The following is a 12,466-nucleotide window of genomic DNA, read 5'->3' as shown; positions in this document are numbered from 1 at the left end:
CTAATAATCATACGCTCCGTATGTAATTGTCCAATCGTCCTTTGTCGAGGAACCAACCGATGCAAAATCCCTATGCGGAAATCTTTCGTGCCCCCGGCGCCAAGGGCTTTGCGGCCGCCGGCTTCCTAGCGCGCCTGCCGATCGCCATGGCGCCCATCGGCATCGTGGCGATGCTGTCGCAGGCGCGCGGCGAATACTGGCTGGCTGGAGCCGTCTCGGCGACATACGCGCTGGCCAACGCCTTCGTCGCGCCGCAAATATCGAGACTGGTGGACCGCCTGGGCCAGACACGAATCGTCGTGCCCACCACTATCATCGCGGTGCTGGCTTTCGCCGTCCTCATAGCGGCGGCCAACCAGGACTGGCCGGTGTGGACGCTGTTCGTGTCGGCACTCCTGGCCGCCGCCATGCCAAGCATACCTGCGATGGTGCGGGCGCGCTGGACAGAGATTTTCCGAGGACGACCGCAGATGAACACCGCATTCGCCTTCGAGTCCGTGGCCGATGAACTGGTCTATATCGCCGGGGCATCGTTATCGGTCGGCCTGAGTGCCGCCCTATTCCCGGAAGCCGGCGTTCTGGTGAGCACATTATTTCTCGCATTCGGATCAGCGGCCTTCATCCTGCAACGCTCGACCGAGCCCCAGGTGCGGCCGGTCGACCATAACTCAAGCGGCTCGGCGATCCGCCTGCGGCCGGTTCAGATCATCACGCTTGCCCTGATCTTCGTCGGCGCAACCTTCGCGACGACGGAAGTGACCACCGTGGCGATCACCAAGGAGCTTGGCCAACCCGGCGCCGCCAGCCTTGTCATCGGCGTTTATGCGCTGGGATCGTTCGTGCTCGGCATCATCGTCGGCGCGCTCAGCCTGAAGGCGCCGCTGCAACGCCAGCTCGCCATCGCAGTCGCCCTCGTCGCGCTCGGCACGCTGTTGCCGCTCGCCGCCGACACCGTGCCGCTGCTGGCGCTGACCGTGTTCATCAGCGGTGTGGCGATCTCGCCGACCTTCATCACGGCCTTCGGCCTGATCGAGCGGCATGTGCCGGAAGCGATGCTGACCGAAGGCATCACCTGGGTCATGACCGGCATCGGCATCGGCATGGCGCTGGGCTCGTTCGCGGCCGGCGCGGTGGTGGATGCGTTCGGTGCACCGAACGGGTTCTGGGTGTCGGTGGCTTCAGGCACGATCGCGCTGGCCACGGTGCTGCTTGGCCAACGCAGCCTTGCCACGACTGAGTGCGAGATGGACGGATGTGAAGCGGCCGCGATTGCCGCGGAAATAATCAGATAGCGCCCGGTTTCGAGCCGGGCGCTAGCTGCCTAGAGGATCTCGGTCTTGGCGATGTGGATGCCAAAACCTTCGAGGCCGACATAGTGGCGTTCGCGCGAGGCGATCAGGTTGATCGAGGAGATGCCGAGATCCTTGAGGATCTGCGCGCCGAGCCCGATCTCGCGCCACTCGTTTTCGCGGCGGCGAGCCTCTTCGTGATCCTCGCGGTCGCCGCTGGCCGGCCGTTTGCGTTCCTGATGCGCAACGCCGACGGAGCCTTCTCTGAGATAGACGATGACGCCGCGCCTGCGCTCACCCATCGCCTTCATGATGGCGTCGAGCCGGTGGCTGGTGCCGAAGACATCGGTCACCACATCCTCGGAATGCAGACGCACCGGGACCTCCTCGCCGTCGCGGATGTCGCCGAAGACTATCGCGACGTGATGCATGGAGTCCCACGGCAGCGTGTAAGTGAAGACCTGTGCCTTGCCGCCGAGCGTGTCGATTTCCGAGCACGCGACGCGTTCGACCAGAGTTTCCTTGCGCTGCCGGTAGGCGATGAGGTCGGCGACCGAAACCTGCTTCAGCCCATGCTCCTCGGCGAAGGCCTGCACCTGCGGGCCGCGCTTGACGGTGCCGTCATCATTGACCAGCTCGGAAATGACGCCGACCGGCGGCAGGCCGGCGAGCTTGCACAGGTCGACCGCGGCTTCGGTATGGCCGGAGCGCATCAGCACGCCGCCTTCGCGCGCAATCAAAGGGAAGATGTGGCCGGGCCGGACGAAATCCGAGCCACCGACATTGCCGTTGGCAAGATTGCGAACGGTCAAAGTGCGATCTTCGGCCGAGATGCCCGTGGTGGTGCCATGCTTGAAATCGACGCTGACGGTGAAAGCCGTGGTGTGGGCGGAATCGTTGTCGGCGACCATCGGCGCAAGGTTAAGCCGCTTGGCTTCTTCGCGCGGCATCGGCGTGCAGACGATGCCGGACGTGTGGCGAACGATGAACGCCATTTTTTCGGGCGTGCAGTGGACGGCGGCGACGATCAGGTCGCCCTCGTTCTCGCGCCCGTCATCATCCATGACGACGACGATCTCGCCGCGTTCGAAAGCACGCAGGGCTTCGACGATTTTTTTCTGGTCGTAAGGCATGGGTACTCGCTTCGCTCGCAGGGGAATAAGGGAGTAGGGCAGTACGGGAGTAGGGAAAAGCAAAAAGATTTGGCCGGCCGGACTAAGAGCGCAACATATTGCCCTATTCCCCTATTCCCCTATTCCCCTCCCCGTCTGTCCCCGATGCCGCAGATAGTGGTCGGCGATCGCACAGGCAACCATTGCTTCGCCGATCGGCACGGCGCGGATGCCGACGCATGGATCGTGGCGGCCCTTGGTCATGATCTCGACGTCCTTGCCGTCCTTGTCGATCGACTTTCGCGGCGTCAGGATCGACGAGGTCGGCTTGACGGCGAAACGGGCGACGATCGCCTGGCCGGTCGAGATGCCGCCAAGGATGCCGCCGGCATTGTTGGACAGGAACACCGGCTTGCCGTCATTGCCGATGCGCATCTCGTCGGCATTCTGTTCACCGGTGATGCGGGCGGCCTCGAAGCCGTTGCCGATCTCAACGCCCTTGACCGCGTTGATCGACATCAAGCCGGAGGCGATGTCCTGATCGAGCTTGGCATAGATCGGCGCGCCGAGGCCAGGCGGAACGCCGTCGGCGACGATTTCGATCACCGCCCCGACCGAGGAGCCCGCCTTGCGGATGCCGTCGAGATATCTGGTGAAGACCGGAACGGAGGCCGGATCTGGGGTGAAGAACGGATTTTCGGCATCGCCGATGAAATTCCAGTTCCAGTTGGCGCGATCGATGGATTTTTCGCCCATCGACACCAGTGCGCCGCGCACCACCACGCCCGGAACCACCTTGCGCGCCAAGGCACCGGCCGCCACCCTGGCTGCCGTCTCGCGGGCCGAGGAGCGGCCGCCGCCACGATAATCGCGCACCCCGTATTTCACGTCATAGGTGTAGTCGGCATGGCCCGGCCGGTATTGGCGGGCGATCTCGCCATAATCCTTTGAACGCTGGTCGACATTCTCGATCAGCATCGACACCGGCGTGCCGGTGGTGATCATCGTCTCGCCGTCCTCGTCGAAGATGAAGCCAGACAGCACCTTCACTTCATCTGGTTCGCGACGCTGCGTCACGAAACGTGATTGCCCCGGCCGGCGCTTGTCGAGTTCGACCTGGATATCGTCGCGCGTAAAGCGGATGCCAGGCGGACAGCCGTCGACCACGCAGCCGAGGGCGGCGCCATGGCTTTCCCCCCAGGTGGTGACGCGGAAAAGGTGGCCGAACGTGTTGTGAGACATGGAAAGTGCCCTGCCCGGCAGCGGAGCCGGCTGAAGCCTGCCTTCTATTGGCGTTTTTCGTAGTGGTCAAACTGTCATCCCAGCCGTTTAAGTTTTGACACATTCGGCTGGTTTCTGCTTTCTTCGATCCGCCGTTGAGTATCCGCCGCCGCCATGCCGGTGCAATGATAAAGAGGAACGATTATGCGTACCCTGATTGGCGCCATTGCCGCCACGCTGCTGCTTTCCACCGCCGCTTTCGCCGGCCAGACAGAAGGCCTGATCAAGAAGGTCGACAAGGACGCGCTGACGCTGACTCTGGATGACGGCAAGTCCTACAAGCTGAATGCAGAGACCGATCTCGACGCGCTGAAGCCGGGCATGGACATCGTCATTGCCTACGATGTGACCAATGGCGAAAACGTCATCACCGACATGGAACTGCCGGACAGCTCTGCCAACTAGAGCTTCCAGTAAAAATCGGGCGGTGGCTCGCCCTCAGAGGTGGGCTTACAGCCATTCCAGGCTCTTGCCTTCAAGCTTGAGCAGACGATCCTGCGGTATCTCCAGGTTCGCCGCCTCGGCCTCGGCAATGCCCAGCACAAAGCGAAACAGGGTCCGCATGACGCCGCCATGAGTCACGCAGATCGACTGGCGGTCGATCGCGTCGAAGCATGGCCTCACCCGTTCGAGCAGCATCTGATAGCTCTCGGCGCCTTCGCCGGGGGGCTGAAAGTTCCACTTGTCCAGAGCCCGCGTCATGCTCGCTCCGGGATACCGTGTCTCGAGTTCGGGAAAGGTAAATCCCTGCCAGTCGCCGAAATTGACCTCGACGAGGCGCGGATCGGTTCGATAGGCACCCGGATCGAGCTTCATCGCAGCGCGAATACGCTGCATCGTTTCGCGCGTCCGTTTCATCGGACTGGCGAGGAAATCGAATTCCCAGGGATTTGGGACCAACGCGGCTAACCGAAGCCCGTTTCCGGTCGCCTGCTCGCGGCCAAGAGCGTTGAGATCGGTGTCGGCCTGCCCCTGAAGCCGCATTTCGGCGTTCCACGCGGTCTGGCCGTGGCGCGCGATATAAACCAGCGGGTACATCAGGTCTTCCGGTGCGGGATCGGGACGGACGACGGTTGGCCGGGTGTTAGTCCTTGACCGTCGAAATATCAGGCGCGTCGACCGCCTTCATGCCGACGACGTGGTAGCCCGAATCGACGTGATGCACTTCACCGGTGACGCCGCGCGACAGATCGGACAGGAAATAGACGCCGGAATCGCCGACTTCCTCCTGCGTGACCGTCTGCTTCAGCGGCGAATTGTACTCGTTCCACTTCAGGATGTAGCGGAAATCGCCGATGCCGGAGGCGGCCAACGTCTTGATCGGACCGGCCGAAATGGCGTTGACGCGGATCTTCTTGGCGCCGAGGTCGACCGCCAAATAGCGCACGCTGGCCTCGAGCGCCGCCTTGGCGACACCCATGACGTTGTAGTGCGGCATCACCTTTTCGGCGCCGTAGTAGGTCAGCGTCAACAGCGAGCCGCCATTGGTCATCAGCGCCTCGGCGCGCTTGGCAATGGTGGTGAAGGAATAGACCGAAATGTCCATGGTGCGCAGGAAATTGTCGCGCGTCGTCTCGACATAGCGGCCGGTCAGCTCGTCCTTGTCGGAGAAGGCAATGGCGTGGACGAGGAAATCAAGCTTGCCCCAATGTTTGGCGACATTGGCGAAAACCTCGTCCAGGCTCGCCGGATCGGTGACGTCGCAATGGCCGGCGACAAAGGCGCCCAGTTCCGCCGCCAGCGGCTCGACGCGCTTCTTGAACGCCTCGCCCTGATAGGTCAGCGCGATCTCGGCGCCATGGTCGACGCACGACTTGGCGATGCCATAGGCGATCGACCTATTGTTGGCGACGCCAAGAATGAGGCCGCGCTTGCCGGCCATTAGGCCCTGTCCACCCGCCATGTCAGCGCTCTCCGCAAGATTCAGCTTTGTGGGTTGCCCTATCGCACAGGCACAGAGCCCCTTCAAGCGCTCAAACCGGACAGTTCAGGGGACAAAAGCCGCCGATCAGCCTTTTTGGCTGCGCAACAGCGCTTCGAGCGCGCTATCACCGTCTTCCGGCAGCATGATGCGCACATGAGCGTAGAGATCGCCGTGGCCGCCGGCCTTTTCCGGCAGGCCCCTGCCCTTCAGCCGCAGGACCTTGTCGGAGCTCGACCAGGCTGGAATGTTGACCGCGAGCCTGCCGGTCGGCGTCTCGACCGGCACCTTGGCGCCGAGCACCGCATCCGCCAGCGCCACCGGCAGATCGGCGTGCAGGTCGCGGCCCTCGATGCGGTAGCGTGGATGTCGGCGCAGATGGATCTTGACCAGCGCGTCGCCCGGCTGGCCCGGCCCCTGCTCGCCTTGGCCCTTGAGGCGGATGGTCTGACCATCCTCGACATAGGCCGGCAGCTTGACCGCCACCTTGCGGCCGTCGGGGAACATCGCCGTCACCTTTTCGGCGGTCGCCGCTTCCTCGATGGTGATGTCGAGCGTCACGTTCAGATCGGCTGCTGTCGCCTGCTGACGGCGATCGCCCGTGCCGGGACCGCGCGCGCCCGAAAAAGTGTCGCCAAAAATCTGGCTGAAGATGTCGCTGTTGCCGTCGAACGGATCGCCACCCGGTCGGCCGGAGCGGAATTCGAACCGCGAACCGCCCGGACCTTGCTGCCGGCGGAACCCGCCGAAGGGATCGCCGCCACCGGCAGCGCCCTCAAAGCCCTGGAATCGCGGCTTTCCGTCGGCGTCGATCTCGCCGCGATCGAAAGCGGCGCGATTCTTTTCGTCGCCGACGATCTCGTAGGCCTGGTTGGCCGCGGCAAAACGGTCCTTCGCCTTGGGATCATTCGGATTCTGGTCCGGATGATGCTTCTTGGCGAGTTTCCGATACGCCGACTTTATGTCCTTGGCCGATGCGTTCCTGGCAACGCCCAGCACCTCATAGGGGTCGCGCATGCTTACTGCCCTGGAGTAGAGTTGAGTCTCTGGTTGCCTCCTATATGCGCTCGCATAGGAAGAAATTCCAGTGCTGGAGCAGCATATCAGACGCGGAAAATCAGAGTGCCTTGAAGTCCTGCATGCGCCAGCCACCGGCGCTGGCCAGGCACAGTTCGCCTTCGAACATGGCAACGCCGTCAAAGCTTTCGCGCGAGGCCTTGAAGCGGCGGCAGGTCTGGCCGTTGTCCTTCAATTCCGCCAGATCGGTGATGGAACCGCGCGAGCCGGTGCCGGCATTGGCCCATGGGACGGCCTGCCCGCCGAGCTGCTCGATATCGGCCGAGGAAACCGCATTGCCGATCGTCGTCTGGTCGGAGTCGCGATCCGAATTGGCCGGCGCGGCCGAGGCCGACGTGCTGCTGGTCAGAATCGAGCGGTCGACTTCGGCTTTTTCCAGGCTGAAGCCGCCGGCGCCACACGCGGCAAGCGGCAAGGCGACCGCCACGATCGCGGCTTTCGCGCTGGCCGAAGCGATAACGCTCCATTGCCTGCTGTCAAAAGCTTGCGCGATACGCGACAATCGGCAGCCTCCCCCTTGCTTCGTTAAGAATCTTGGTTTTGTAAGAATCTTGGCTTCGTGACAATTTGAGAAAAACTATGAGTGACACTGAGTTAACAAGCGGTGACTTTACCGAGGCTGCCGAGCCGTTTCGCCTCTTTGCCGCATGGCTGGACGACGCAACGAAAAGCGAGCCGAACGACCCCAACGGCGTGGCTCTGGCGACCGTCGATGCCGACGGCATGCCGGATGTGCGTATGGTGTTGCTCAAGGGATTCGATGAAGGCGGGTTTGTCTTCTACACGAATTTCGAGAGCGCCAAGGGCCAGGAGATTCTTGGCAGCATGAAGGCGGCGATGTGTTTCCATTGGAAGTCGCTGCGCCGCCAGGTGCGCATTCGCGGACCGGTGGAGATCGTCAGCGACGCCGAAGCCGACGCCTATTACGCGACGCGGCCACGCGGCAGCCGCATCGGCGCCTGGGCCTCGAAACAGTCGCGACCACTGGAAAGCCGCTTTGCGCTGGAAAAGGCGGTGGCAGAATACACGGCACGCTATCCGATCGGCGAGATCCCCCGGCCAAAGCACTGGTCCGGCTTCCGAATCGTGCCGAGCACCATCGAGTTCTGGCACGACAGGCCGTTCCGCCTGCACGACCGGCTCGTCTTCAGCCGCGACGCGAAAGGCGCCTGGGATAAGACGAGGCTTTATCCCTGAAGGAGAGGCTCAGGCCTTCTTTCTGGTCATGAACGCGGTGAGCGCGGCGCGCGCCTCATCGGACTTCAGCCGCTCGCGAAAATGCTCGCTTTCCTCGCCGATGCGGGCGACGAGGTCGTCTCGCGAGCCACGCATCAGGTCGCGCGCGATCTTCAGCGCCTGCGGCGGCTTGGCCGCGATCTGCCCGGCCGCCGCCAGCACCGAGGCCTCCAGCGCTGCTTCCTCGACCACCTCGTAGATCAGGCCGGCGGCCTTCGCCCGTTCAGCCGAAAAGCCTTCGCCGAGGCCGAGCAGCGCGAAGGCACCCTGCTGCCCGAGGATGCGCGGTGCCAGCAGGCTCGATCCCGCCTCAGGCACCAGGCCAAGGTCGACGAAAGGCGTCCTGAACACGGTGCGTGGCGTGGCGAAGGTCAGGTCGCAATGCAAATTGAGCGTGGTGCCGATGCCGACCGCGATGCCATCGACGCCGGAGACCATGGGTTTTTCGACCTTGGCCAGGGCCATCAGGAAATCCCAGACTTCGGTGCCGCCGTCGCCGCCGGTGGCGACGACCATGAAGTCGGCAAGGTCGTTGCCGGAGGAGAAAGCGCCGGGCACGCCGAGAAAGACGTGGGCGCGGATCGCCGGGTCGGCGTCGCCTTCGGCCAGGGTTTTTGACATTTTCGCATACATGGCGCGCGTCAGCGCATTCTTTTTGTCCGGCCGGTTCATGCGGATAATCTGGATGGCGCCCTGGCGCTCGACGAGGATATGGTCTGTCACGGTGTTTTCCTTGTGAAACGTCAGGCCGAGACGAGCGTCTTGCCGGCAGCGGCGAGGCTTTCGGCGCCATCGATGACGCGCGCCCTCAAGGCGCTGACCTCGCCGAGCAGGTTTTCGGCAAAGAAACGGCAAAGCGCTATGCGGTTGTGATCGGCAAGAGCACCGCGCGCCAGATAGGCGCCGCCGGCGGCAAGCGAGATCAGCCTGAGATAGGGCGTGGCGCCTGCCAGCGCCTCTTCCGACCGGCCATCGGCCGTCAGTTTTTGCAGGAAGCGGGTCGCTTCGCTGAGATCGCCAAGTGCCGCGTCGAGAGCGTCGGCGGTGCGGCCGAAACCCTGCATGTTCGAGGTCCGCACCGCTGCGGCCATACCAGCCAGTTCGGCGATGTAACCATGCACATGGTCGCCACCGCCGAGCGGCAGCTTGCGCATCACCAGATCGATCGCCTGGATACCGTTGGTGCCCTCGTAGATCGGCGCGATGCGCGCGTCACGATAGAAGGCGGCCGCTCCCGTCTCCTCGATGAAACCCATGCCGCCATGAACCTGGAGGCCGAGTGAGGCAACTTCGACGCCGATATCGGTCGAGAACGCCTTTGCCAGCGGCGTCAGCAGATTGGCACGGTCGCGCCAGTGTGCCGCCTCGTCACCGGCGGAGACTCGGGTCATGTCGATGGCGTGGGCACAGGAATAGCTGATGGCGCGTGCGGTTTGGGTCAGCGCCTTCATGGTCAGCAGGTTACGCTGGACATCGGGGTGATGGACGATAGGCGCCATACCCGTGCCAGTGTAGCTCGCGGCCTTGCCCTGCCGGCGCTCATTGGCATAGGCGATCGCCTTCTGCGTTGCGGCTTCCGCGACCGCTACCCCCTGCATGCCGACACAAAGCCGCGCATTGTTCATCATGGTGAACATGCAGGCTAGCCCCTTGTTCTCCTCGCCGATCAGCCAGCCGACGGCGCCGGGTTCGGCACCTTCGAAGCCGTCGCCATAGATCATGGTGCAGGTCGGTGAGGCATGGATGCCGAGTTTATGCTCAAGTCCGTAACAGAAGACGTCGTTGCGCGCGCCAAGCGCGCCATCGTCGCCGACCAGGAATTTCGGCACCAGGAACAACGATATGCCGCGCGTGCCGGCCGGCGCGTCGGGCAGCCGCGCCAGCACCAGATGGATGATGTTGTCGGTGAAATCGTGCTCGCCATAGGTGATGAAGATTTTTTGGCCGAAGATGCGGTAGCTGCCGTCACCCGCCGGCTCGGCGCGGGCGCGCAAGGCGGCGAGGTCCGAACCGGCTTGCGGCTCGGTCAGGTTCATCGTGCCCATCCAGTCGCCGGAGACGAGCTTTTCGAGATATTTGGCCTTGAGGTCGTCGGAGGCGTGTTTGTCGAGCGCCTCGACCGCGCCCATGGTCAGCGTCGGGCCGATGCCGAAGGCCATGGCGGCGGAGTTCCACATTTCGAGCGCGGCCACGCCGAGCATGGTCGGCAGCGCCTGGCCGCCATATTCCGCAGGCCCGGAGAGCGCGTTCCAGCCGCCATCGATCCAGCGGCGATAGAGTTCCTTCCAGCCGGGCGGCGTGGTGACGGCGGCGCCCTTCAGCACCGCACCCTGCCGATCGCCGATCGTGTAGAGCGGTGCGACCTCTTCGGTGGCGAAACGGCCGGCCTCACCCAGAACGGCATCGACCAGATCCTCGCCGAGATCGCCGAAGGTGCCGGCATCGAGCGCCGATTTCATGCCGGCCACGTGCTTGAGCGTGAAGGCGATATCCTCGACCGGTGCCCTATACATGCCGCTCACTCCTCCTGATGCATCGGCCCGCCCAACCCTAGAGCCGGTGCCGCTGCAAAACCACCCGCCGTATCAGCGGTCTCCCACCTTTCCTCAAAAACGGCAACTAAGGCCCGCGATGCCGGGACTACCAAAACATCGCCGCCCTCGCTAATGGCTCGCCCCTACACTTTCCCCACAGCGCGTCAGCTCGAGCCTGGCGAATGATCGGCGCCTGCCTGATCTCCCCGCGCTACGTCACACAGCGTCAGCACATGGGATCGAGTCGATAGTCGCGACACGAGATCGCTCCAAGGACAAACACGCGCCCATCGCGCTATTGTTCGGCGTTCGCGATGCCCATGCCCGAATGCTTCCTGACGTCGGGCGTGTGGCTCGATCCGACGGCGCCGTTGGCGGGCCGTGCCGCCGTTTCGTGGCGCGAGATCGGTGGCCATGGCGGAGCATCCGCGCCGTACTTGGAGGCGATGCGCCATGATCTGCATCACTGCCTTTATCAATGAGCCGAACGTCCAAGCCATGCGATGAACACAGCGAGAACATGGCTCGCGATCAGGGGGGACTACTTGTGGGTGATCCAATCCAACAAAACTTCGATCTGCTCGCACCGACATGCATTGAAAGCGCCAGAACCTATAAGACTAGCCCTATTTACGATAGCAATTGCTGGTTTCGATCAATGTTGCTTCGCGCACCGCAAAACCTTAAAGACCGATGCGGCAAGGGCTTGTATCGGTTCCTATGATTCGAAAGGGAGTACGGCTCTTATTCCATGGCGCCGTTATCTCGGCGGATAGGTGAGATCGTGACAAAGTCAAAATGGACTGCAACGCGATCATGAGCCCAAAATCTGGCAATGAAATTCGCTCGATATGCATTGTCCAAACAAAATTCCTGGGTGATGTCACGCTGACATCTGCTTTGGTCCGCAATCTACGCCTCGCCTATCCCGACGCTTCGATAACAATGATATGCGCGCCTGGCCTTAAGCAATTCATTGTCGCGCAACAGATTGCCGACGTGGCGGTTGGCTTTGAAACCGGGGGCAGAGGAAGGACTCCGCTTAAGCGATTGACCGACTATTATGCCCTTATTTCTGCTCTGCGGCGTCAAAAATTCGATCTCAGCATCGATCTTACCGATACAAAAACCTCACGGATCATGCACCGTTTGGCCGGTGCCCCACTTCGGGTTGGCTTCGATCCTCCCGAGCGTCCGTTTAAGTTCTGGGAAATTCAGATGGCAAACGTCCTCGCGCCGCCGTTCGGCCATGGTGGCTCCCATTATCTCTACAGATACCTGTCTCCGTTGGGCGCCCTCGGGTTAGCGATTCAAAACCCAACCCTCGGCTGCAGCCCACCAAGATTGCCCAAGAGGAGTGTGCCAGGCTTCTTTTCGAAAACGCCTTGGCGAAGAAATCATACGTGGCTGTGCATGCGGGCGCGAGGTCCGAGGGGCGTCGTTGGCCGCCGCAACATTTTGCCGCCGTCATTGATGAGATCTACGCCAAAACCGGGCTGCGGTCTCTGATCATCGGTGGGCCTGACGAAAGGCCCGTTGCGCAAAGCATAATTGAAGCGGCAACATCGCCGGTGGCCACTGTCGTCGGAAAGGCCTCGCTTGAAGTCCTTGTCGCGTTGTTGACAGAAGCGGCAATTTTCCTTGGCAATGACAGCGGCCCGATGCACGTTGCAGCCTCTGTTGAAACTCCGGCGGTGGGATTGTTCGGTCTGCAGTCTCCTGATCTATGGGGCCCGTTTGGTATCCCCAACAAAACGCTCCGGCCGCCCATGCCTTGTCCATGTATCGCTCCAGGTGTTTGTAAAGAATACAACCCCGGTGGGGTCTATTGTGTTCAGCGGCTTCAGGTTGCTGAAATCGCAGAAGCGACACTCGATTTCATTGAGACAAGCGGCTCTCGACCGACCCAAACTACGATGCGCGTAATTACCTAGGTCGTGAACTCATAAATGCTGGATGATTGAGACGCTGGAAAGCAATCACCCGTCGGCCTACAATCTGACTATGCCGTTCGCC

13 protein-coding genes are annotated in these 12,466 nt (G+C 62.3%); 5 read left to right on the top strand and 8 right to left on the bottom strand.

What is annotated here, in order from left to right:
* Positions 1-59: 59 nt before the first annotated feature.
* A complete protein-coding gene (locus NKJ04_RS19455) occupies positions 60-1,292 on the top strand; it encodes an MFS transporter (protein WP_352677117.1) in 1,233 nt (410 codons plus the stop codon).
* A gap of 29 nt (positions 1,293-1,321) precedes the next feature.
* On the opposite strand, the gene ribB is transcribed toward NKJ04_RS19455, so the two are convergent.
* Together ribB and aroC are read right to left on the bottom strand one after the other, a co-directional pair.
* Entirely contained in the window at positions 1,322-2,422 is a 1,101-nt protein-coding gene (gene ribB / locus NKJ04_RS19450; RefSeq protein ID WP_127268178.1) for a 3,4-dihydroxy-2-butanone-4-phosphate synthase, read from the bottom strand.
* A 111-nt stretch (positions 2,423-2,533) separates the two neighbouring features.
* Positions 2,534-3,643, bottom strand: a complete 1,110-nt coding sequence (aroC, locus tag NKJ04_RS19445; RefSeq protein ID WP_023808631.1) for a chorismate synthase — start codon at positions 3,641-3,643, stop codon at positions 2,534-2,536.
* A gap of 183 nt (positions 3,644-3,826) precedes the next feature.
* Here aroC and NKJ04_RS19440 point away from each other — a divergent pair, with 183 nt between their 5' ends.
* Positions 3,827-4,087, top strand: coding sequence for a DUF1344 domain-containing protein (locus NKJ04_RS19440; protein ID WP_352677116.1), 261 nt, complete (start codon positions 3,827-3,829; stop codon positions 4,085-4,087).
* A 45-nt stretch (positions 4,088-4,132) separates the two neighbouring features.
* On the opposite strand, the gene NKJ04_RS19435 is transcribed toward NKJ04_RS19440, so the two are convergent.
* The 4 genes from NKJ04_RS19435 to NKJ04_RS19420 all read right to left on the bottom strand — a co-directional run bounded on the left by NKJ04_RS19435 (position 4,133) and on the right by NKJ04_RS19420 (position 7,182).
* A complete protein-coding gene (locus NKJ04_RS19435) occupies positions 4,133-4,720 on the bottom strand; it encodes a histidine phosphatase family protein (RefSeq protein WP_023808633.1) in 588 nt (195 codons plus the stop codon).
* Between the two features lie 46 nt (positions 4,721-4,766).
* Positions 4,767-5,585 carry an enoyl-ACP reductase FabI gene (gene fabI, locus NKJ04_RS19430; RefSeq protein WP_023808634.1) on the bottom strand — a complete coding sequence of 273 codons (819 nt, stop codon included), beginning with the start codon at positions 5,583-5,585 and terminating at the stop codon, positions 4,767-4,769.
* A gap of 105 nt (positions 5,586-5,690) precedes the next feature.
* Positions 5,691-6,620 carry a DnaJ C-terminal domain-containing protein gene (locus NKJ04_RS19425; protein WP_352677115.1) on the bottom strand — a complete coding sequence of 310 codons (930 nt, stop codon included), beginning with the start codon at positions 6,618-6,620 and terminating at the stop codon, positions 5,691-5,693.
* 100 nt (positions 6,621-6,720) lie between these two features.
* Positions 6,721-7,182 (bottom strand): RT0821/Lpp0805 family surface protein, encoded by a 462-nt coding sequence (locus NKJ04_RS19420; protein WP_352677114.1) that lies wholly within the window; start codon positions 7,180-7,182, stop codon positions 6,721-6,723.
* A 77-nt stretch (positions 7,183-7,259) separates the two neighbouring features.
* On the opposite strand from NKJ04_RS19420, the gene pdxH reads away from it, so the two are divergent.
* Positions 7,260-7,877, top strand: a complete 618-nt coding sequence (gene pdxH, locus NKJ04_RS19415; RefSeq protein WP_352439989.1) for a pyridoxamine 5'-phosphate oxidase — start codon at positions 7,260-7,262, stop codon at positions 7,875-7,877.
* A 9-nt stretch (positions 7,878-7,886) separates the two neighbouring features.
* Here the strand turns inward: pdxH and NKJ04_RS19410 are convergent, their stop codons facing one another.
* Both NKJ04_RS19410 and NKJ04_RS19405 read right to left on the bottom strand, forming a co-directional pair.
* Positions 7,887-8,639, bottom strand: a complete 753-nt coding sequence (locus NKJ04_RS19410) for a crotonase/enoyl-CoA hydratase family protein (RefSeq protein WP_023808638.1) — start codon at positions 8,637-8,639, stop codon at positions 7,887-7,889.
* A 20-nt stretch (positions 8,640-8,659) separates the two neighbouring features.
* The gene (locus NKJ04_RS19405) at positions 8,660-10,429 is read right to left on the bottom strand and encodes an acyl-CoA dehydrogenase family protein (RefSeq protein ID WP_352677113.1); all 1,770 of its coding nucleotides are present in this window, start codon (positions 10,427-10,429) and stop codon (positions 8,660-8,662) included.
* Between the two features lie 335 nt (positions 10,430-10,764).
* Here NKJ04_RS19405 and NKJ04_RS19400 point away from each other — a divergent pair, with 335 nt between their 5' ends.
* Complete coding sequence (locus NKJ04_RS19400; protein ID WP_023808640.1) at positions 10,765-10,932, top strand: hypothetical protein; 168 nt, start codon at positions 10,765-10,767, stop codon at positions 10,930-10,932.
* 903 nt (positions 10,933-11,835) lie between these two features.
* A complete protein-coding gene (locus NKJ04_RS19395; protein WP_352677112.1) occupies positions 11,836-12,384 on the top strand; it encodes a glycosyltransferase family 9 protein in 549 nt (182 codons plus the stop codon).
* Positions 12,385-12,466 lie beyond the last annotated feature (82 nt).

The organism is Mesorhizobium sp. M0618, assembly GCF_040320765.1.
Classification (GTDB): Bacteria; Pseudomonadota; Alphaproteobacteria; order Rhizobiales; family Rhizobiaceae; genus Mesorhizobium.
The sequence above is the reverse complement of the archived record's forward strand: the minus strand, read 5'-3'. Positions and strand labels throughout refer to the sequence as shown.